Genomic DNA, 21246 nt, shown 5'->3' on the forward strand with positions numbered 1-21246 from the left:
GATTGGGAGGAAGTGTCGATGCTCGACGCAGATGAGCGGCGTCTGTCCGATATCGAAGTGGTTTCAATCGGTCCGACGAGCCAGGCGGATGCGAAGGCCGCTCTGTCCGTTTTGAAGGACGTGGCCAAGGGGCACGCTCGCATCGCGGATCTTCTGGCCTCGAGCACACCGACCAAGGACTTTGTCGTCTCGGCCCTCGCGCTCTCGCCGTTTCTGCGGGATACGACAGGCAGCAATCCAGCAATCCTCGACAATCTGCTCACCACGCCTTTGTGCGCGTTCCTCAAGCGCCGGATCGAGGCGGCCCGGTCCGCATGGCGGCCCGAGCCGGAAGCGGCCGCACTGCCCGACGCGGAGATCATGTCCAGGCTGCGAAAGGCAAAACGGGAGGTTGCCTTTGCCGTCGCCCTGGCGGATCTGTCTCGGCTCTTCGACGGCCGGGAAACGACGCGTTGGCTGAGCGATTTCGCCGCTGCCGCGGTCGCGGCCGCGATCGATCACCTGCTCCTTGGCGCGCATGAAGGCGGCAAGCTCAGGTTGAAGGATCCGTCGGCGCCGAGCATCGGTTCCGGGGTCGTCGCTCTCGGGATGGGCAAACTCGGTGCTTGCGAACTCAACTATTCCTCCGACATCGACCTCGTCATCTTCTACGATCCGCAGTCCGGCATCATCATCGACCGCGACGACGCGTCCGATGTTTTCGCGCGTCTGCTCAGGCGTCTGATCCGCATCCTGCAGGAACGGACCGGCGACGGTTATGTCTTCCGCACGGACCTGCGTCTGCGCCCCGATCCGGGGTCGACTCCGCTTGCGATCCCGATCGAGGCAGCGATGCTCTATTACGAGAGCAGGGGACAGAACTGGGAGCGCGCCGCCTTCATCAAGGCGCGGCCGGTGGCTGGCGACCTGGAGGCTGGCGAGCGTTTCCTGAAGGAGCTGACGCCCTTCGTCTTCCGCAAGTACCTCGACTACGCGGCAATCGCCGACATTCATTCGATCAAACGGCAGATCCACGCGCACAAGGGACATGGCGAAATCGCCGTGAAGGGACACAATATCAAGCTCGGTCGCGGCGGCATCCGCGAGATCGAGTTTTTCGTCCAGACGCAGCAACTGATCGCCGGCGGCCGCATGCCAGAGCTTAGGCTGCGCGCAACGGAGCCAATGCTGCGCGCGCTCGTGAAGGCAGGATGGATCGATCAGTCGACCGCCGACGAGCTTATCGATGCCTACTGGTTCCTGCGCGACGTCGAGCACCGGATACAGATGGTGCGCGATGAGCAGACGCACGTCCTGCCGGAGACGGAGGCAGAGCTTAAGCGGATCGCCTACATGCTCGGCTTCGAGGACACTGCCTCCTTTTCAACGGAGCTTTCCCGCGTGCTGCGCACGGTCGAGCGGCGCTATGCGCAGCTTTTCGAGCAGGAGGCAAAGCTCTCGACCGAGACCGGAAATCTGGTCTTCACCGGACAACAGGACGATCCGGACACGCTCGAGACCTTGAAGAAGCTTGGCTTTCAACGCCCGTCCGATATAGCCCGGACAATTCGCACCTGGCACTACGGGCGCTATCGGGCGACGCAGTCGGTGGAGGCGCGCGAGCGGCTGACCGAACTGACGCCAGAACTCCTGCGGGTATTCGGGGAGAGCCGTCGCGCGGACGAGGCGCTGCTTCGCTTTGACCATTTCATCTCGGGACTGCCCGCCGGCATCCAGCTCTTCTCGTTGCTCGGCAACAATCCCAGGCTCCTTTCGCTGATCGTCAACGTCATGTCATCGGCGCCGCGGCTGGCGGACATCATCGCCGCCAGACCCCATGTTTTCGACGGCATGCTGGACCCGGGCCTGCTTGCGGAACTGCCGACACGGGAATATCTGGCACCGAGGATCGCAAATTTCGTTGCCGGTGGCCGTCACTACGAGGACGTGTTGGACCGGTTGCGTATCATCGCTGCCGAACAGCGTTTTCTGATCGGCATTAGGCTCCTGACCGGCGCCATTTCCGGCATCCAGGCGGGGCGCGCCTTCACCGATCTTGCTGACCTCATCATCGCCGCGGCGCTCGACGCGGTGCTGGAGGAAGTTCGCTCGGCACATGGACGCTTTCCGGGCGGTCGAGTCGCCATCGTTGGCATGGGCAAGCTCGGCAGCCACGAACTGACGGCGGGCTCCGATGTCGATCTCATCTTGCTTTATGACTATGATGACGACGCGGCGCAGTCCGATGGCCCCAAGCCGTTAGACCCCGTGCGCTATTTCACCCGGGTGACGCAGCGGCTGATCGCGGCGCTTTCTGCGCCGACTGCCGAAGGTATTCTCTACGATGTCGACATGCGGCTGCGACCGTCCGGCAACAAGGGCCCCGTCGCGACGCGCATCACCGCCTTCGCCAAATATCAGCGCGCGGAGGCCTGGACCTGGGAGCATCTGGCGCTCACACGCGCGCGATGCATCTGCGGTGATGAAAGTCTGGTCGACGAGGCGGAAGCGATTTTTGGCGAGGTCCTTTCTGAGAAGCGCAAGATCGAGAAGGTCCGCAAGGACGTGGAGGAGATGCGCGACCTGATCGACAAGGAGAAGCCCCCGAACGCCATCTGGGATTTCAAGCTCATCCCCGGCGGTCTCGTCGATCTCGAGTTCATCGCGCAATATCTTGCGCTGATTGCTCCGGCAAAAGGGGTGACGCCGCCACCGGCAGGAACGCATACCCTTGAGGCGTTGAAGAGCCTGGGCGCGTCCATGATGAATGCCAACGATCTGGACGTGGCCGTCGACGCGCTGACGCTTTTCACCGAAGTCTCGCAGATCGTGCGCCTCTGCATCGACGGGGATTTCGATCCGAAGGATGCACCCGCTGGCCTGGTCGATCTCGTTTGCGGGGCAGGGGACTATCCGGATCTGAAGCATCTCGAGGCGGATATTCGAAGCCTCTCCAAGGCGGTCCGCGGGATCTTCCAATCCATTGTTGCCGAGTGATCTGCGAGGTCGGCGGTCGCGCGATTTGAAGCCTGCGCAATTCCCGGACGGTTGCTTAGCCGCCGACGCGGTCGGGGATGCGGACGGATATGATCGTGCCGACGTTTTCGGTGGAGTGGATCTTCATCGTGCCGCCGTGAAGGCGCGTCAGCGAGCGCGAAATTGCAAGCCCGAGCCCTGAACCGCCCTTGCTCTTGGCATACTGGCTTTGCACCTGCTCGAATGGCTGGCCGATCTTCTGCAGCGCGTCCTTCGGGATGCCTATACCCGAATCGGCGATCGTCAGCGTCACCGCCCCGGTGACCTTGCGCGCCCTGAGCGAGATGCGGCCTCCTTCGTTGGTGAATTTGACCGCGTTCGACAGGAGGTTCAGCAGCACCTGCTTCATCGCGCGGCGGTCGGCCACCATCGTGAGACCCGAGGAAATCTGTTGGACGACGCGGATATTCTTCTGCTCGGCTGGAATTGTGGTGAAGCGAAGCGTCTCTTCGATCAGCGGCGCGAGGTCGATCTTCTCACGCGTGATGCGCATGTGCCCGGCTTCGATCTTCGACATGTCGAGAATGTCGTTGATGACGTTGAGCAGATGTTTGCCGCTTTCATGGATATCGCGCGAATACTCGTGGTATTTCTCGGACCCGAGCGGACCGAACATCTGGTTCTGCAGGATCTCCGAAAACCCGAGGATAGCGTTCAGCGGCGTGCGCAGTTCGTGCGACATGTTCGCCAGAAATTCGGACTTGGCGCGGTTTGCGGCTTCTGCGCGCTCCTTCTCCGCCTGATAGTTGGAGTTGGCGACCGACAGTTCGGCCTTCTGCTGCTCCAGCGTGATGCGTGATGCCGAAAGGTCGCCGATCGTCGCCATGAGCCGACGCTCGGATTCGCGCAGGCGCACCTGGTGGCGCTTGAGCAGCGTGATGTCGGTGCCGACCGAAACCAGACCGCCATCGCGGGTGCGGCGCTCGTTGATCTGGAGCCATCGCTCGTCGGCGAGTTGCACCTCGCTCGTCTGCGAATGGTTGCTGCGATCCGGATCGGCGATCCGGCGCTCGACGACCGGCCGTGCCGCGGCGGCGTGTACGACTGTCCGTTCCGTGCCGGGCACGAGCACATGGTCCGGCAATTGATAGGCCTGCTGGTAGTGGGTGTTGCACATGACCAGGCGGTCTTGCTTGTCCCAGAGCACGAAAGCCTCCGACGTACACTCGATGGCGTCGGCGAGACGCTGGTCCGCTTCCGCATAGCGCTGCGCAAGCCGGTGTTGCTCGGTGACATCCATGGCGATGCCGATCAGGTGCGTGCGGCCGGAGACTGTGCGAATGACTTGCGCGCGCGCGCGGAGCCATACGTAGTGGCCGTCGGCATGGCGCATGCGGAATACCTGGTCGATCTGGCGTGCGTTGTCCCGGGCGATCGCCCGCGCCACGCTGTAAATGCCCCGGTCCTCCGGATGCATCAGCCGCGCGGCATCGCCGAAGGACAGCACACTGCTGTCCCCCGGCATCCCCAGCATCTCGTACATCGACCGCGACCAGAACAGGCGCCGGTTGGCCAGATCGAAATCCCACAGGCCGCAACGACCGCGCGAGAGCGCAGTTTCGACACGCAGGTTCGACTCCGCGAAAACCGCGTCAGCATCGCGCGCTCGCTTTGCCTGAATGTAGTAGGCATAGAGGACGACGAGCAGGATGGCCGATATGCCTGCAAACAGGGTGACGTTGAGCGAGACGTCGTCGCGCCACGCCGTCTCGAGCTGCGCGATCGGCCTCGCCGCCAGAATGACGCCGGCGGCGTCCGGGAGCTGCGTCAAGGCGACAAGATGATCGACGTCGCCGACCGGCGTCTTCACCACGCTCGATCCTTCGCCATAGTACTGCAGCGTTGCCAGGTCCGGAGCGATCGAGGCCAGCGTGCGCCCGATGAAGTGAACGCCGTCCGCCGTGCTTGCGAATATCCGCCCGTCCTTGCGAACCGTCAGCAGAAACATGCCGCCGTCGAGAGTGCCTGCCGGAAGATATTCGCCGAGCCGCTGTTCGGCCTCCCACCGCAGACCGCCGTCGAAAACCGTTGCTCCGTCGGCTTGGAAGGCTGCAGCGGCCGCGGCCGCTGCGAGGCTGACGGCTTGGCGGGAACTGCCTTCCATACGGGCATGCTCGCCCATGATGCCCGACATGCGGGATATGGCCACGATGACAAGGAAAGCAATGATCAGGACGGGAATGGAGCGCTTGAGAATAGGTTCGGCGCTCGCGAGCCGCTGAGATGCGGGCTCGGCAAACAGCTTTGCCTGCTCGATGAACTCCCGCTCCAGGCTGGAAAAGCCCGGAAACTTGAGTCGCAACCGCCCGTCGGCTGCGCTTCCCCGTCGCGCGTCCGCCATCTTTCCCAATCTTGTCATCCTCGAAAGCGCCTCGCATTCGCAATGAATGTGCCGAAGACGCCTGATCCTCTAAATCTGAGACATGAGCCGCTCCGGCATTCGGCTGGAGGATGGTTGTCTCAGTGATTCGGTGCGCCGCTCGCCCGAATCTGACTCAATGAATCACAGGGCGATTCGCCTTGTCCAGAGGGGATGGTAAAGATTTCTTAACCAATTCTCATCGTTGGGAAATCATAGGCCGGATGGCGTCTGCATGTTTCCTTAAATCGGAGCCGATCTGAGGACAAAAACATGCAGCAATTCAAAGTGCTACAGCGACCTTTGTGCGTCTGAGAAGACGCACGGCGCTGTAGGTGGCGACGGCTCTTCGTGCGAGGTGAGCTTTAATTCATTGGAATCGTTCACTGCGGCCTTGGCCTGATTCGAGCCGAAGCCGCAGTGATTCATGATGACGGGAGGGCCCGTCAGGCCTTCAGCATGCGGTCGACGATATCGCTGACGTCCGCGGAGAGGTTGGATGCGCCGGCGATCTCGTTCAGCGCGTTGCGGGCATGATCGGCCCGGACATCTTCCAGCGAGCGCCATGAACGCATCGAGGTCAGAATGCGCGCCGCGAGCTGAGGATTGCGCGGATCGATGTCGAGAATTTGTCGGGCGAGGAAGCGATAGCCTTCGCCGTCGGCCCGATTGAACCCCGTGGGATTGGAGAAGGCGAAGGTTCCAACGAGCGAGCGCACACGGTTCGGATTGTTTCCGTTGAAAAGCGGGTCGGACATCAGCGCCTTGACGCGGTCGAGGGTCTCGGGGCCGGGGATCGTCGCCTGGATTGCGAACCATTTGTCGATGACGAGGGCGTTGTCCGCAAAGCGTTGCTTGAAGCCGGTGAGTGCGGAGGTCGTTTCCTTCGTGTCCGGGAAGCGATGCGCAAGCAACGTCAGCGCGAGGCTGAGATCGGTCATGTTGTTGGCGTCACGGAACGCCTCCGCCGCCTTCTCCGGTCCCTTGTCACCATAGACGAGGAAGGTAAGGGCGCTGTTGCGCAGCGCCCGCCGACCGGCACTGGTGGCATCCGGGCTGAATGGGCCGGGCGATGCCATTTCGTCCGTCAGTCGGATGAACGTATCCCGTCCGGCTGCGGCGACACCAGCCAGGATCTGCTGACGGCCGGCGTGAATGGCATCCGGATCGTTGTTGCTGCCGATTTCCCGGGCAATATCGGATTCGCTCGGCAGCGCAAGCGCCTGCGAGCGGAACGCCGGTTCCAGCCGATCATCCGCGGCCGCGGCAATAAGGCCATCAAGGAGAGCGCCGTCGCAGGTGACCGATTGACCGCTGCGTGCCTGCGCCGTTGCCGCGACCAGATTGTCGAGCGCGATGGCATTCAGTGCCTGCCAGCGGGCGAAAAGGTCGATCTCGTGGCGCGCGATCAGCGCGCGGTCCTCTGCGCTCTGCTCCATGTGGAGGTTGATCGGCGCCGAGAAACCGCGGTTCAAGGAGGGGACGGGGCGCGAGGGAATGCCGGAGAAGACAACCGTCTGCTTGCGTTCGGTCAGATGGACGACATCGTCCGTGATGTCGGCGCCGGAAACCTTTGCAGCTTTCGCATCGCTGCCATCCTCCAGCAAAAGCCCGAGCCGCAGCGGAATATGCATCGGCTCCTTGATGCTCTGCCCCGGAGTGGGAGGCACGGTCTGCTCCAGCGAAAGCGAAAAGGTCTGCTTTTCCGCATCGTAGGAACCCGAAGCGGTGACCAGCGGTGTCCCCGCTTGATGATACCAGAGCGAGAATTGCTTGAGGTCGCGTCCACTGGCGTCCTCGAAGCAGGTGATGAAATCCTCGATCGTCACCGCCTGGCCGTCATGGCGGTCGAAATAGAGATCCATGCCCTTCTTGAAGAGATCGCGCCCGAGGATGGTGGCGATCATCCGCGTCACCTCGGAGCCCTTCTCATACACGGTCGTCGTATAGAAGTTGTTGATTTCACGATACGTCGTCGGGCGCACCGGATGGGCGAGCGGACCGGCATCCTCGGGGAATTGCTCCGACTTCAGGTGGCGCACCTCGGCGATGCGCTTGACGGCGCGGGAACGCATGTCCGCGGAAAATTCGTGGTCGCGGTAGACGGTCAAGCCTTCCTTGAGGCAGAGCTGGAACCAGTCGCGGCAGGTGATGCGGTTGCCTGTCCAGTTATGGAAATACTCGTGCGCGATAATCGCTTCAATGTTGGCGTAGTCCGCGTCCGTCGCCGTCTCCGGATCCGCGAGCACGTACTTGTCGTTGAAGACGTTGAGCCCCTTGTTCTCCATGGCGCCCATGTTGAAGTCGGAGACCGCGACGATCATGAAGATGTCGAGATCGTATTCGCGGCCGAAAACCTCCTCGTCCCACTTCATCGAGCGCTTCAGCGCGTCCATGGCGTAGGAAGCACGGGCTTCCTTGCCATGCTCGACATAGATCCGGAGCGCGACAGTGCGGCCCGACACGGTCGTGAAGGTGTCTTCCACGACGCCGAGGTCGCCGGCGACCAGTGCGAAAAGATAGCTCGGCTTCGGGTGTGGATCGTACCAGGCGGCAAAATGACGACCGTCGCCCATTTCCGCGCCGCCGAGATAGTTGCCGTTCGACAGCAGAAGCGGTGATGTTGTTTTGTCGGCGATGATGTTGACCGTATAAACGGCAAGCACATCCGGGCGATCCGGGAAGTAAGTGATGCGACGGAACCCCTCCGCCTCGCACTGGGTGCAATAGACGTTGTTGGTGCGGTAGAGGCCCATCAGCTTGGTGTTGGTCTCAGGCGAGAGCAGAGTCGTTACCGTGATCTCGAACGGGGCCGTTTCCGGGAGATCGCGGATCGTCAGCGTATCGTCGGTGGCCTCGTAGAGCGCTGGCGGTATGTCCACCTGATCGAGCAGCAGGCTGGCCATGCGCAGTTCGTCGCCGTCCAGGACCAGAGGTGCCGCCCGGCTTACACCTTCGCGCCGGTGGAAAATGAGGCGCGCTTCGACCTTCGTTTCCTTGGGGTCGAGCTCGAAAGTCAGATCCACTCTCTCAAGGACGAAGTCGGTAGGCCGGTAGTCTTCCAGACGAATGGTCTGGCCAGTATTTGTCCGCATGATCAGTCTCGCTTGCGCCTTCCTTGTACATTCGATTTGTAGAGGGCGCCTGTGATGGTGAAAAGCCCAAGGGGCGAAAAGCGAAGCCTTGCCACATGATTGTGATGCCGGTGGCCGCACTCCGGCGAAGACGTGGCTTCCGGTATTCTTCCCGCTCCCGTATCGATCAGTGATTTACAGAAGCGTCACTAACAAGAACTAAATCGGCAAGGATTTTTTCGCGCTTGCTAAAGAATCTTGGCACGCTGCGGATTCGATGGCGAATGCATCAAGAAAAAATGCTTTCCATCAAGAAATTTGATCCATATTCCGACATGGCGCCGCTAGAGTAAGCGCGATCTTCCTGCGGCTTTCCGCCGCGTCTTCCTCGGCTGACATCCTTCCTGCATTGGCCGGCAGCGTTTGAAAAGTGCGTTCGATGGATGCGGACATCGTAAGCCCGATGAAGGGGATCCTGTTCAAGGTTCTTTCGGTCGTCATCTTCGTTTGCATGTCCACGTGCATCAAGGCTGCGGGCAGCGACATCGCCACCGGGCAAATCACCTTCTACCGTTCCGCCTTTGCGATGGTGCCCATCCTGGGCTTCCTGGCGCTTCGCGGCCAGTTGCGCGATGCGTTCAGAACCAAGGACATCACTGGACATCTAGCGCGCGGCTTCGTCGGCATTCTCTCGATGAGTTGCGGGTTCTACGGGCTCGTTCATCTGCCGCTGCCGGAGGCGATTGCGATCGGCTACGCCATGCCGCTGCTCGCTGTGATCTTCGCAGCTGTCTTTCTCCGGGAGACCGTGCGGCTTTACCGGTGGTCCGCGGTCGTGATCGGGCTCATGGGCGTGCTGATCATCACCTGGCCGCGGCTGACGCTGCTGCGCAATGGAGAATTCGGCTCATCCGAGGCGCTTGGTGCGGTCGGCGTATTACTTTCTGCGACGCTTGGGGCGATCGCGATGGTGCTCGTGCGCAAGCTGGTGAAGACCGAGCGAACGCACACGATCGTGCTTTACTTCTCCCTCTCGGCCTCGATGTTTTCGCTTGCGACGTTGCCCTTCGGCTGGGCGACAATGTCCTGGACGTCCTTCCTGCTGCTGATGGTCGCCGGCTTCTGCGGAGGCGTCGCGCAGATCCTGCTGACGGAAAGCTACCGTCATGCCGACATGTCGACGATCGCCCCATTCGAGTACACATCGATCGTGCTGGGCATTGCCATCGGATATTTTTTCTTCGGCGATATACCGACGGAAACCATGTTGGCGGGCACGGCGATCGTTGTCAGCGCGGGCATCTTCATCATCTTTCGAGAGCACCAGTTGGGATTGGAGCGCAGAGGCGCCCGCAAGCATGTGACGCCGCAAGGGTGACGATTTCGCCAAGCCCTTATTCCGAGGGCCGCTCCCACAGGGGGACGGTGTCGTCGCTGATGAGCGCATCGGCATCTGCCTGTTGGGCGATCGGGCTCGTCACATCGGGCCCCGGCGTCGGCATAACGGTGGTCGCCTGGAAATCGGTCTTGGCGACGAGCCCTTGGTGCTGCTCGCGCCTCAGAATGCGCCAGGCGGCGTAGCCACCGTAGAGCGCGAAGTAGACGGCAAGGACGATGAACAACGCCGCAGGACCGAAGCGGTCCATCACGGGGCCGACCATTAACGGCCCCACGATGGTGCCGATGCCGTAGGTGATCATCAGGCCCGACGAGATCTCGACATATTCGTTCGGCCGGGCGAGGTCGTTGGCATGCGCGACATTGAGCGCATAGATCGGGAAGAGCACGCTGCCGATGCAGGCGGCCATGAGATAGAGCATCGCCGGGCTGCTGCCGATCGAAGCCGACATGGCAAGGCAGGAGATGACGCCGACAATGCCGCAGGCGACCATGACGATGCGGCGGTCCATTCGGTCCGAAGCGCGGCCGATCGGTATCTGCATGATCGCGCTTCCGGCGAGCAGCGATGCAAGGAGGGTCGCACCCTCAGCCGTAGAAAGCCCGATCCTCTGGGTGAAAACGCCGCCAAGATTGAGCCAGGCACCGGAAAGCGCGCCGGCGAGAACGCCGCCGACGACGGCGACGGGCGAGCGGCGGAATAGACCTGGAATGTCGAATTTCGCTTGCGCCGGCGGCGCCGGCATGGGCGAGGAGGAAAGCGCCGTCGGCAGCAGCGCCAGCGAAAACAGCACGCCGCAGAGAATGAACAGCGAGGTGTTGGTGGGGTCGCCGAGGGGCACCAGATATTGGCCGCCGATGGTGCCGACCATGGTCGTTATGAGGTAGAGCGAGAAGAGCAGGCCGCGATTTTCGTTCGTCACACGCTCGTTGAGCCAACTCTCGATGACGAGATAGCTTCCGGAAATGGCAAAGCCGGAAATCGCCCGGAAGAAGATCCAGGCGCGCCAGTCGACAAAGAGCCCGCACATCAGGATGGCAATCGAGAGCAGCGTGATCAGCGCGGTAAAGACGCGGACATGTCCGACGCGCAGCACGAATTTCGGTGTGACGATGCAGGAGAGCGTGAAGCCGAGCGTATAGCCGGTGGCAAAGATCGACACTGTAAGGGTGGACCAGCTTTCTGCCACGGAGCGCACGGGAATGACATAGCTTTGCAGCCCGAAGGCCACCATCATCAGCAAGGTGGACAGCATAAGGCTGAAAACGGAAGAGAGACTGGCCAGCATCGGCGCTCCTGGACGTTGCCGGTGTCGTCTTCAGCCTTGGCGGAGACTCGTCCGGGATACGGGGAAGGAGAGTCGATCGAGTCCTCGTCAGCTCACTCCACGGATCGGAATGAGAGTGGCTCTATCGAAATTTCTGGACGCTGTCGATTGCGACAGTCTTTGGCGAAAAGGCGCAGGAAGCCGGATTAGTTCGGCAGCAGCGGGCTGACGGCGACCCTGTGAGCACGCCGTGGATCTTTGATCGTGCTCAGGCGGCTGTATTCGCGCGAGGCGCGCACGGCGGTGCCGATGTCGGAGATCGTGTCGAGCAGGCCCCGAATACTATCGAGCGGCTTGGACATAATTCTCTTCCTATCTGCGGTCTGGAACAAGCAATGCGGAGCTGTGTGCTCCGCTCTGCGTCAACGCTGGATGAATTCGGCGTAGAGCTGTGCCGGACGCGTGGTCCGGGAAAGGCCGATTGCGGTCATCTGCTCGTTGGCTGCCGTGCCGAAATTATTGAACGGCGTCCGCAGCGCAGCGCCGGCATGGCGGAGCGTCTCAAAGCTGCTGTGGATCGGACGAAAGCGGGCAGTCATGGTTCATTTCCTTTTCCATTCCTCCCGTCCGCTCATATTGCGATGCAGCATTGATTTTGCAATGCATTAAAATGCGGCGCTGACATGCGCAATTCGCATGGCTTTTTTCACGATCTGTTCATGAGTTGAGCGCTGAGCGTGCTTAGCCGCTAAATCTGGCCCTGAAGGCCAGCAGATCCTGCCAAGCAAACCGCTTGTTGACTGGTGCCGTCACGAGATCCTGGGGGTGCAGCGTGGCCAGCGTCGCGACGCGGTGACCACCGGCGGAAACTTCGCGCCATTCCCCCCGCAACTGATGGATCGTATCGCCGCCGCCGAAGAAGAAGCGAGCGGTGAAGTTTCCGAGAAGCAACAACTGCCTGGGTTCCGCGAGCGCAATCTGCCGCTCGATGAAGGGGCGGCAGATATCTGCCTCCCGCGCGGTCGGCACGCGATTTCCGGGCGGCCGCCATGGCACGACATTTGTCAGCAGCACATCTTGCTTCGCGAGACCGATCCCGGAAAGCATGCGCTCGAGCATTTCGCCGAGCTTGCCGGCGAATGGTTGGCCATCGCGATCGTCGTCCGGATAGGGCATCGGTCCGACAATCATGATGCGGGAAGCAGGGTTGCCCTCGGCGAAGACGAGATTGCGGGCGCTGTTCTTCAGGTTGCAGTAATTGAAGGACTCCATAGCCGTCCGCAGTTCCGGCAGCGAGCGCGCGGTTTCCGCGGCGAACCTGGCCTCCTTGACGGCCTGCTCGTCGGGGACTGCGACAGGCGGAGGGGAGGCTGTCGGCGCGGCCGGAACGGCATTGCGGGACTGAGTGGATGCCGTTGGCTGCGATCCTGCAGCTTGACTTTGCCCGGTGCCGGCCGGGCGTTGAGGTGCGCCACGCGCTTCCGCACGCCTCGCCTTCATCATCTCGAATTCCGCGAACCGGTCGACGGCTTCGTCTTCCAGCAGCCATTCGACGCCCGCGTCCGCATGGAAGGCGAGAAGGGCGGCAAGCTCTGCAGGGGAAAGGTCGTTGGCCGGGATCATGGCGCGAATGTAGCAGATCGGCGGAAGCGGTCCAGCGGCATCAGGCGGCTTCTGCCGTCCAGGTCTCAATGTCCTGCCGTTCGCCGATCAACGCAAGCCCGTGCGCGATCGACAGGAGTTCGCCGCCGCTTTCGATCTTTGACCGGTCGAAACGGTTGTCGAATATCCGTCTTACCGCCGGTACGAAGGACGTGCCGCCAGTTAGGAAAACCTTGTCGATCGTTGCCGGTGCTGTCGCAGTTTTTTGAAGCACGTCATCGAGCGCCTGTTCGATTCGGGAAAGATCGGGCGCGATCCAGGTCTCGAAGTCGGCTCGCCGGACCGTCCTGCGCGCCCGCTCGCCGAGCGGTGCAAAGAAGAACTCGGTTTCCTCCTCCTGCGACAGCCGCATTTTGGTGGCTGAAACCGCCTGGTAGAGCGGATAGCCCTCATCATGTTCGATCAGGTCCACAAAGGCCTCGAGCTTTTCCGGCTCCAGGCTCGCCCGGACGAGCTTCTTGAGTTCGGAAAAGTCCTTCAGCGTCTTGAAGATCGACAGCTGGTTCCAGCGGCCGAAATTGGCATAGTAGCTCGACGGCACTTCAAGCAGCTTGTCGAAGCTCTTGAACAGACTCCCCTTTCCGATGAGCGGCGAGACGATATTGTCGATGATGCGGAAGTCGAAATGATCGCCGGCGATGCCCACACCGCCATGCCCGACCGGCGTCGCAGTCAGTCGCCCGCCCTCGCTCTCGAAGCGGATGATCGAGTAGTCGGTCGTCCCGCCGCCGAAATCGGCTACCAGCACGGTCGCATCCCTGTCGAGGGTCCGCGCAAAATAGAAGGCAGCCGCGACCGGTTCGTAGACGTAGTGGATTTCCGGAAAGTCGAAGCGTGCGAGGGCACGATTGTAACGCTGGAGCGCCAGTTTTTCGTCGGGATTGGCGCCGGCAAACTGCACCGGGCGCCCGACGACGATGCGCTTCAGCTCGCTGCTCCAGTCGCTTCCCGCATAATCCCTCAACCGCGCGAGGAACGCATACATGAGGTCTTCGAAGTCGTGCCGCTTGGCGAAGACCATCGTCCCTTGGAAGAGCGAACTCGCTGCGAACGTCTTTATCGACTGGAGGAAGCGGCATTCGCCGGGGTTGTCGATGAATTCGCGGATTGCCGCCTGTCCCGCTTCGATCTGTAACCGTCCGCGGTCTGCGCCTTTGAGGAACGAAAGTGCGGTTCGCGTGGTGTCGGATTTGCCCGCCGGACTGTCGACGACGACGGAGCGTGTCGAGGCGTCCTGTGACAGTGCCAGCACGGAATTGGTCGTGCCGAAATCTAGGCCGAGGGCCGATGCCATGACGTTCTCCGTATCTAAACCAATTCCAGGAAGAGGGCGGTAACGGTTATCCGTCCGGAATTGCGTCACTCTCAGGGGAGGGCGGGCCTCCTCGCATGCGGAGACCATAAAAGCAAGCCGCATCGACCACCGGAATCGTACGCTATGTTTACGTTTACGTACAAGTAATATAAGGCACGTGTGGTAAACTCATGAAGTTATGCGCAAATGCGGAGATAGTCTGTCGCATCTCGGCTCGACAATCCTGGCCGCATTTGCCATGACGGGATGATTTGGCTGGGAACGGAGAACCGGCGCAAGACCGGCGAGACTGGAGAGCATTAGAATGACCGAGCGACAGGAACTGCCGGAACGCGAGAGCATGGAATTCGACGTGGTGATCGTCGGCGCCGGTCCGGCCGGGCTTGCCGCGGCGATCCGGCTGAAGCAGGTCAATCCGGAGCTCTCGGTCGTGGTGCTGGAAAAGGGTGCTGAGGTCGGCGCCCATATCCTCTCCGGCGCCGTCGTCGATCCGATCGGCATCGACCGGCTACTGCCCGGCTGGCGCGACGAGCCCGACCATCCGCTCAAGACCGAAGTCACCGACGACCATTTCCTGTTCCTGGGTCCCGCCGGCTCGGTCCGCCTGCCGAATTTCCTGATGCCGCCGCTGATGAACAATCACGGCAACTATGTCGTCTCGCTGGGCAATGTCTGTCGGTGGCTCGCGACGCATGCCGAGGCGCTCGGCGTCGAGATCTATCCGGGCTTTGCCGCAACCGAGGTGCTCTACAACGACGAGGGCGCGGTCATCGGTGTTGCCACCGGCGACATGGGTATCGAACGCTCTGGCGAGCCGGGGCCGAACTTTGCCCGCGGCATGGCGCTGCTCGGCAAATACACGCTGATCGGCGAGGGCGTGCGCGGCTCGCTGGCCAAGCAGCTGATCGCCAAATACAGGCTTGACGAGGGCCGCGACGTGCCGAAATTCGGCATCGGGCTGAAAGAGCTCTGGGAGGTCAAGCCGGAAAACCATAAACCCGGCCTGGTGCAGCATTCCTTTGGCTGGCCGCTCGACATGAAGACCGGTGGCGGCTCCTTCCTCTATCACCTCGAGGACAACCTCGTCGCGGTCGGCTTCGTCGTCCACCTCAATTACAAGAACCCCTATCTGCATCCGTTCGAGGAGTTCCAGCGATTCAAGACGCATCCGGCGATCCGCGGCACGTTCGAAGGGGCAAAACGGCTTTCCTACGGCGCACGCGCCATCACCGAGGGTGGCTGGCAGTCGGTGCCAAAACTGTCCTTCCCCGGCGGCGCGCTGATCGGCTGCTCGGCCGGCTTCGTCAACGTGCCGCGCATCAAGGGCAGCCACAATGCGGTGCTGTCGGGCATGCTGGCGGCGGAAAAGCTCGCTACAGCGATCGCTGATGGCCGCGCCAATGACGAGCCGATCGAGATCGAACGCGGCTGGCGCGACAGCGCCATCGGCCAGGACCTGAAGCGGGTCAGGAACGTCAAGCCGCTGTGGTCGAAGTTCGGCACCGCCATCGGCGTCGCGCTCGGCGGCCTCGACATGTGGACCAACCAGCTCCTCGGCTTTTCCTTCTTCGGCACGCTGAAGCACGGCAAGAGCGATGCGCAATCGCTCGAACCGGCGGCCCGGCACCAGAAGATCGATTATCCGAAGCCGGACGGCGTCTTGACCTTCGATCGGCTGTCCTCGGTGTTCCTGTCGAACACCAATCACGAGGAAGACCAGCCGATCCATCTTCAGGTCAAGGACCCCGAACTGCAGAAGCGCTCGGAATATGACGTCTATGCCGGCCCGTCGAGCCGCTACTGTCCGGCCGCCGTCTACGAATGGGTGGAGAAGGACGGCCAGCCGACCTTCGTCATCAACGCCCAGAACTGCGTGCACTGCAAGACCTGCGACATCAAGGACCCGAACCAGAACATCAACTGGGTGCCGCCGCAAGGCGGCGAGGGCCCGGTCTATCCGAACATGTAATGTTCGAGAGGCGAGCCGCCCGAAATCGCGTCGGGAAAGAGCGGCGGCCGGTCTTTCGACATGTGCGGTCATGCCGGCCGATAGGCGCCGGCATTTGCCGGTTCAGACGGCCTGGCGCTGGGACGTCCAGGCCGACGTCGCCTCCGCGGTTGATCCTTGGCTTTAATAAACGCGGCACGGTTGCCGGGCCTCCAAACCCATCAATTTTTTGTGTCTCCGGGAAGTGAGTCAGCGCACTGGCTGACGCAAATGGAAAAGTGTTTGCCGGAAAGACTGAGTAGCAATGATGGGGGCGTCGATCCGAATAGGCATTGACGGCCGTCGTAAGCTGTTGCTTCCATTCCTCTCGGATTGGGGCAGGGGCCTTGTTCCGTTCGCTGCCGGCCGTTGCGGTGAGGCTGACAGTTCGCCATGGGTACACCGCCAAACAGAGGGAACTGAAAATGAAAAAATTCCTTGCAACGACATGTCTGGCTGCCGGCCTTCTCGGTCTAGGTAGCGCGGCGTCGGCGGCAGAATGCGGCGACGTGACGATCGCCAACATGAACTGGCAGAGCGCCGAAGTGCTGGCGAACGTGGACAAGTTCATCCTGACGGAAGGCTATGGCTGCGACGCCGAACTGGTCGTCGGTGATACGGTGCCGACGATCACCTCGATGATCGAGAAGGGCGAGCCGGACATTGCACCGGAAGGCTGGGTCGACCTGCTGCCGGATGTGGTGAACCGCGGCCTCCAGGAAGGCAAACTCGTCGGTGCTGCTGTTGCGCTTTCGGACGGCGCAGTACAGGGCTGGTGGGTACCGAAATATATTGTCGATGCCAATCCGGACATCAAGACGATCGACGACGTGCTGAAGCACAAGGAACTCTTCCCGGATCCGGAGGATCCGAGCAAGGGTGCAATCTTCAACGGTCCGCAGGGTTGGGGCGGTACGGTCGTGACCACTCAGCTCTACAAGGCCTACGGCGCCGAGACCGCGGGCTTCACGCTGGTCGACACCGGTTCGGCCGCCGGCCTCGACGGCTCGATCGCGAAAGCATATGAGCGCAAGCAGGGCTGGGTCGGTTACTACTGGGCTCCGACGGCGCTGCTCGGCAAGTACGAGATGGTCAAGCTCGAACACGGCGTGCCCGGCGACATGGCCGAATGGAAGCGCTGCAACACTGTTGCCGATTGCCCGGATCCGAAGAAGAACGACTGGCCGAAGGACAAGGTTCAGACGCTGGTGACCAAGACCTTTGCCGACCGTGCCGGCCCGGCAATGGAGTATCTTAACACCCGTGCCTGGACGAACGACACGGTCAACAAGCTGATGGCCTGGATGACCGACAATCAGGCGAGCGGTGAAGAAGGTGCGAAGCACTTCCTGGAGGAAAACGAAGACCTCTGGACCAAGTGGGTTTCTCCGGAGGTTGCGGAGAAGGTCAAGGCTGCTCTCTGATCGACTCTTTCCAACGAACGGCGCGCGCAAAGCGCGCCGTTCTCGTTTCAGAAGCGCACGATTTCCTTCACCGCATGTCGGTTTGAGAATAAGATTGCGCAGCTCCATTGGTTACACGGCGCATCGAGCGTTTGTGGGTCGGCGGTGAAAAAAAAGAAAGATGAGCCGCCTGGAAGAGTGCGAAGGGGAATGAAGACATGGAATGGCTGACCAAATTTCCGCATATGGACGATGACCGGCTTCGAGAGCTGAAGAAAGTGATCGACGAGGGTTTCCGGGCATTCACACGCGCCTATGGCGACGGCATCGAGTCTTTCTTCGAACCGCTGCAGTTCTTTCTGATCCACTCCGAGCGGTTCATGACGCGGACGCCGTGGCCGATCATTCTGATCCTGATCGCCGTCATCGCCTGGTTCGCCAGCCGCAACTGGAAGATCGTTGCCGGATGCATGGGTACGCTTCTCCTCATCGGCTATTTCGACATGTGGGACGACACGATGAAGACGATCTCGATGATCTTCGTCTGTACCGTTCTGTCGATTGCGGTCGGCATACCGATCGGCATCATAATGTCGCGCTCGGATCGCTTTCAGAACATCGTCAATCCGGTGCTCGACGTCATGCAGACGATGCCAAGCTTCGTCTATCTCATCCCGGTCGTCATGCTGCTCGGCATCGGCAAGGTTCCTGGCCTGATCGCCGTGGTCATTTACGCCATCCCGCCGATGATCCGCCTCACCAATCTCGGTATTAGGCTCGTCGACAAGGATGTGCTGGAGGCGGCGGATGCCTTCGGTTCGTCGAGCTGGCAGAAGCTGAAGAACGTGCAGATGCCGCTTGCCTTGCCGACGATCATGGCCGGCATCAACCAGACGATCATGATGGCGCTCGCCATGGTCGTGATTGCCTCGATGATTGGCGTTCAAGGGCTGGGCCAGCCGGTATTGAAGGCGATCGCAAACCAGTATTTCACGCTCGGCATCTTCAATGGCCTCGCCATTGTCGGCATCGCGATCATCTTCGATCGCGTCAGCCAGGCCTATGGTCATCGCCTGCAGAGACATCGCGAGATCGTTCACGGATAGAAAGACCGGCCCGGAAACCAGCGTTTCCGGGCCGTTTCTTATACGATCAAGCCTGCCTATGGGAGAGGATGCCGGTCGAGAGTGCAACGCCAGCCGAGGTGACGACCGCGGCCACGATCTCGTACGGACCGATCGTTTCGCCAAGCAACGCTGCACCGCCGAACATGGCAAGCACGGGCGTCAAGGCGGTGAAGGCGGCCGCTTGCGTGCCGCCTAGGCGACGGACCGCAAAGCCATAGGCAACCGTTGCCGCGAGGCCCGAAAGAACGCCCTGACTCAAGACCTGGAGGCCGATCTCGCCGAGCGGGACGCTCGCAAGCGTGCTGCCGAAGACCGATGCCAAGGCGAGATGGATCAGAAACGACCAAACGGCAATCAGGGCGCTGCCTTCGACGGCGCTCAGACCTGAGCGCCGGAACGCGTGGGTATAGATTGCCCAAAGCGTCGCGGCGGCGGGCAGCAGCCCATAGCCCGTCCAGGCGGATGGATCCGATGCGCCGAGACTGCGGCCAAGCAGGATAGCGACGCCGACGACGATGGCGGAAAAGCCGATGATGCGCATGCGGTCGGGGCGCTCCTGGAAAAACACGACGCCGATCAACGCCGCGGCGAGCGGCATCGAGCCGCCGAGCAGAATACCGACGGATGAAGCAGGTGTTGCGTGGATGGCGAAGGCGGCCACCTGGAAAAACACAGCGCCCGAACCCGCGACCATCAGAACGAGAAGGGAAAGCGGCAACGCCTTGGGCAAGAGCCCCGTCTTCAGCCAGACCGGGGCGAGTACCAGCGCCGGTATTCCGTAGCGAATGAGCCCGAGGTCGATCGTCCCGATTGCCGTCGCGGCGGTGTGCCGCGTGGCGAGAATCCAGGTCGCCCAAATCATCACGGTGATAAACGCGCCGGCATAGCCGGCGGCGGGTGCGGCGGAGCCGCGATCGAGAGCGAGCGCAACCATTTTCATGTTCCTTCCCGAAGGGGTTTGCGAAAGAGGATCGGGAAGAAACTAGCGCCGAGTGCGGGGGTATGTCCTTGCTATCTCCGCCTCACAACCCGTATGTTTGGCAACAATCTGCCAATCTGCCGCCATTGAGTTTCTGAATATGCCAAAGCTGGACAAATTCGATATCGCCATCCTGAAGATTCTCCAGGAGGATGCGCGAGCGACCAATGTCGAGATTGCGGAACGGGTCAACCTGTCGCCGTCACCCTGTCTGAGGCGCATTCGCAATCTCGAAAAATCCGGTGTCCTGCGCGGCTATCGCGCCGACATCGATCGCAAGGAGGTCGGCCTTGGCCTTACGGTGTTCGTCGAGATCAAGGTTGGCCATCACAGCCAGGAGAACGCACGCCGCCAGCAGGAATCGCTGCTCGCCATTCCCGAGGTGGTCTCGTGCTTTCTGATTTCCGGCAATGCCGATTTCCTGGCCGAGGTCGTGGTCGAGGACCTCTCGGCCTATGAGAAGCTCTTGACTGAAACCCTGCTGGCATTGCCGGGCGTGACAGATATCCGATCGAATTTCGCCATCCGCTCAATCAAGACGGGCGGTCCGCTGAAGCTGCCGTCGCTGTAGCGAAGGATTTCCCGCGGCACTGACTGCCGCGGGAAGGCTGCGCGCCCCTTTCGAAACGTCTGCTCAAAACCCTTCCAGAACGAGCTTGCCGCGCGTGCGGCCGGTCTCGATCATTTGATGCGCCTTCCTGAGCATGGCCGCGTTGATGGGACCCAGCGTTTCCGTCAAGGTCGTGCGGATCTTGCCGCTGTCGACCAGTTCCGCGACGCGGTTGAGCAGGTTGTGCTGCTCGATCATGTCTGGCGTTTTGAACATCGGACGGGCAAACATCATCTCCCAGTGCGTCGACACAGCTTTGCGCTTGAACGGCATGACATCGAGCACAGGAAGATCATCGATCAGGGCGAACCGGCCCTGCGGTGCAATCAGCTTGACGATTTCGCCGATATGCTTGTCGGTGTTGGTGGTCGAGAAGACGAAGGCAGGCGCGCCAAGCGCCAATTGCTCGATCTCGGTGGCAAGCGGGCGACCGTGGTCGAGTACCTGATGGGCGCCGAGCTTCAGCACCCAGTCGCGGGTTTCGGGTCGAGAGGCGGTGGCGATCACGGTGAGGTTCGTCAACGCGCGCAACAATTGGATCGCGATAGATCCGACGCCGCCGGCGCCGCCGATGATCAACACGGCATTGGCAGCCCCCGGCACCGGCTCACCGACCTTCAAACGGTCGAACAGCGTTTCCCAGGCGGTGATCGCGGTCAGCGGCAGCGCGGCGGCCTCGGCAAAGCCGAGCGACTTCGGCTTTCGGCCGACGATGCGCTCGTCCACCAGATGAAACTCGGCATTGGTGCCTGGCCGGTCGAGTGCGCCGGCGTAGAATACTTCGTCGCCCACTTGGAACAGTGTGACTTTCGGGCCGACGGCCTTGACGACGCCGGCGGCGTCCCAGCCGAGAACCTTCGGCTGGTTCGGCTCCGGCTGAACGCCGGCGCGCACTTTCGTGTCGACGGGATTTACGGAGACAGCCTTGATCTCGACCAGAAGATCGCGATCTTCCGGCGAGGGCACAGGCAGATCGACGTCGATCAGGGCGGTTTCGGCGGAGATGGCTTGCGGTATCCTGTAGGCGACGGCACGCATCGAATGCTCCT

The 21246-nt window shown here is 61.4% G+C and carries 15 protein-coding genes; 6 read left to right on the forward strand and 9 right to left on the reverse strand.

All coding sequences use genetic code 11. The annotated features are described in order from the left end of the window. The first annotated feature begins 18 nt into the window (after positions 1 to 18). The gene (locus QN224_RS04995; RefSeq protein WP_283975770.1) at positions 19 to 2976 is read left to right on the forward strand and encodes a bifunctional [glutamine synthetase] adenylyltransferase/[glutamine synthetase]-adenylyl-L-tyrosine phosphorylase; all 2958 of its coding nucleotides are present in this window, start codon (positions 19 to 21) and stop codon (positions 2974 to 2976) included. A 55-nt stretch (positions 2977 to 3031) separates the two neighbouring features. Here the strand turns inward: QN224_RS04995 and QN224_RS05000 are convergent, their stop codons facing one another. Together QN224_RS05000 and pepN are read right to left on the reverse strand one after the other, a co-directional pair. Next, positions 3032 to 5365, reverse strand: a complete 2334-nt coding sequence (locus tag QN224_RS05000) for an ATP-binding protein (protein ID WP_283975771.1) — start codon at positions 5363 to 5365, stop codon at positions 3032 to 3034. A gap of 455 nt (positions 5366 to 5820) precedes the next feature. Beyond that, a complete protein-coding gene (gene pepN / locus QN224_RS05005) occupies positions 5821 to 8469 on the reverse strand; it encodes an aminopeptidase N (RefSeq protein WP_283975772.1) in 2649 nt (882 codons plus the stop codon). A gap of 418 nt (positions 8470 to 8887) precedes the next feature. On the opposite strand from pepN, the gene QN224_RS05010 reads away from it, so the two are divergent. After that, the gene (locus QN224_RS05010) at positions 8888 to 9826 is read left to right on the forward strand and encodes a DMT family transporter (RefSeq protein ID WP_283975773.1); all 939 of its coding nucleotides are present in this window, start codon (positions 8888 to 8890) and stop codon (positions 9824 to 9826) included. Between the two features lie 16 nt (positions 9827 to 9842). Here QN224_RS05010 and QN224_RS05015 read toward each other — a convergent pair whose 3' ends face one another. The 5 genes from QN224_RS05015 to QN224_RS05035 all read right to left on the reverse strand — a co-directional run bounded on the left by QN224_RS05015 (position 9843) and on the right by QN224_RS05035 (position 14070). Further along, the gene (locus QN224_RS05015) at positions 9843 to 11135 is read right to left on the reverse strand and encodes an MFS transporter (RefSeq protein ID WP_283975774.1); all 1293 of its coding nucleotides are present in this window, start codon (positions 11133 to 11135) and stop codon (positions 9843 to 9845) included. A 185-nt stretch (positions 11136 to 11320) separates the two neighbouring features. Then, positions 11321 to 11476 carry a hypothetical protein gene (locus tag QN224_RS05020; RefSeq protein WP_173510469.1) on the reverse strand — a complete coding sequence of 52 codons (156 nt, stop codon included), beginning with the start codon at positions 11474 to 11476 and terminating at the stop codon, positions 11321 to 11323. A gap of 60 nt (positions 11477 to 11536) precedes the next feature. Continuing rightward, positions 11537 to 11713 (reverse strand): hypothetical protein, encoded by a 177-nt coding sequence (locus QN224_RS05025; protein ID WP_283975775.1) that lies wholly within the window; start codon positions 11711 to 11713, stop codon positions 11537 to 11539. A gap of 142 nt (positions 11714 to 11855) precedes the next feature. Next, the gene (locus QN224_RS05030) at positions 11856 to 12737 is read right to left on the reverse strand and encodes a uracil-DNA glycosylase (protein WP_283976098.1); all 882 of its coding nucleotides are present in this window, start codon (positions 12735 to 12737) and stop codon (positions 11856 to 11858) included. 40 nt (positions 12738 to 12777) lie between these two features. Beyond that, positions 12778 to 14070 (reverse strand): Hsp70 family protein, encoded by a 1293-nt coding sequence (locus QN224_RS05035; RefSeq protein ID WP_283975776.1) that lies wholly within the window; start codon positions 14068 to 14070, stop codon positions 12778 to 12780. 325 nt (positions 14071 to 14395) lie between these two features. On the opposite strand from QN224_RS05035, the gene QN224_RS05040 reads away from it, so the two are divergent. The 3 genes from QN224_RS05040 (at position 14396) to QN224_RS05050 (ending at position 18587) form a co-directional block, all read left to right on the forward strand. Further along, positions 14396 to 16060 (forward strand): electron transfer flavoprotein-ubiquinone oxidoreductase, encoded by a 1665-nt coding sequence (locus QN224_RS05040; protein ID WP_283975777.1) that lies wholly within the window; start codon positions 14396 to 14398, stop codon positions 16058 to 16060. A 443-nt stretch (positions 16061 to 16503) separates the two neighbouring features. Next, positions 16504 to 17502, forward strand: coding sequence for an ABC transporter substrate-binding protein (locus QN224_RS05045; RefSeq protein WP_283975778.1), 999 nt, complete (start codon positions 16504 to 16506; stop codon positions 17500 to 17502). Positions 17503 to 17699: 197 nt separating this feature from the next. Then, positions 17700 to 18587 carry a proline/glycine betaine ABC transporter permease gene (locus QN224_RS05050; RefSeq protein ID WP_173510463.1) on the forward strand — a complete coding sequence of 296 codons (888 nt, stop codon included), beginning with the start codon at positions 17700 to 17702 and terminating at the stop codon, positions 18585 to 18587. A 46-nt stretch (positions 18588 to 18633) separates the two neighbouring features. Here the strand turns inward: QN224_RS05050 and QN224_RS05055 are convergent, their stop codons facing one another. Then, positions 18634 to 19542, reverse strand: coding sequence for a DMT family transporter (locus QN224_RS05055; protein WP_283976099.1), 909 nt, complete (start codon positions 19540 to 19542; stop codon positions 18634 to 18636). 145 nt (positions 19543 to 19687) lie between these two features. On the opposite strand from QN224_RS05055, the gene QN224_RS05060 reads away from it, so the two are divergent. Beyond that, complete coding sequence (locus tag QN224_RS05060; protein ID WP_173510462.1) at positions 19688 to 20158, forward strand: Lrp/AsnC family transcriptional regulator; 471 nt, start codon at positions 19688 to 19690, stop codon at positions 20156 to 20158. Between the two features lie 63 nt (positions 20159 to 20221). On the opposite strand, the gene QN224_RS05065 is transcribed toward QN224_RS05060, so the two are convergent. Further along, the gene (locus QN224_RS05065) at positions 20222 to 21235 is read right to left on the reverse strand and encodes a zinc-binding alcohol dehydrogenase family protein (RefSeq protein WP_283975779.1); all 1014 of its coding nucleotides are present in this window, start codon (positions 21233 to 21235) and stop codon (positions 20222 to 20224) included. Positions 21236 to 21246 lie beyond the last annotated feature (11 nt).

The organism is Sinorhizobium sp. 7-81 (genome assembly GCF_030124405.1).
Lineage (GTDB): Bacteria > Pseudomonadota > Alphaproteobacteria > Rhizobiales > Rhizobiaceae > Sinorhizobium > Sinorhizobium psoraleae.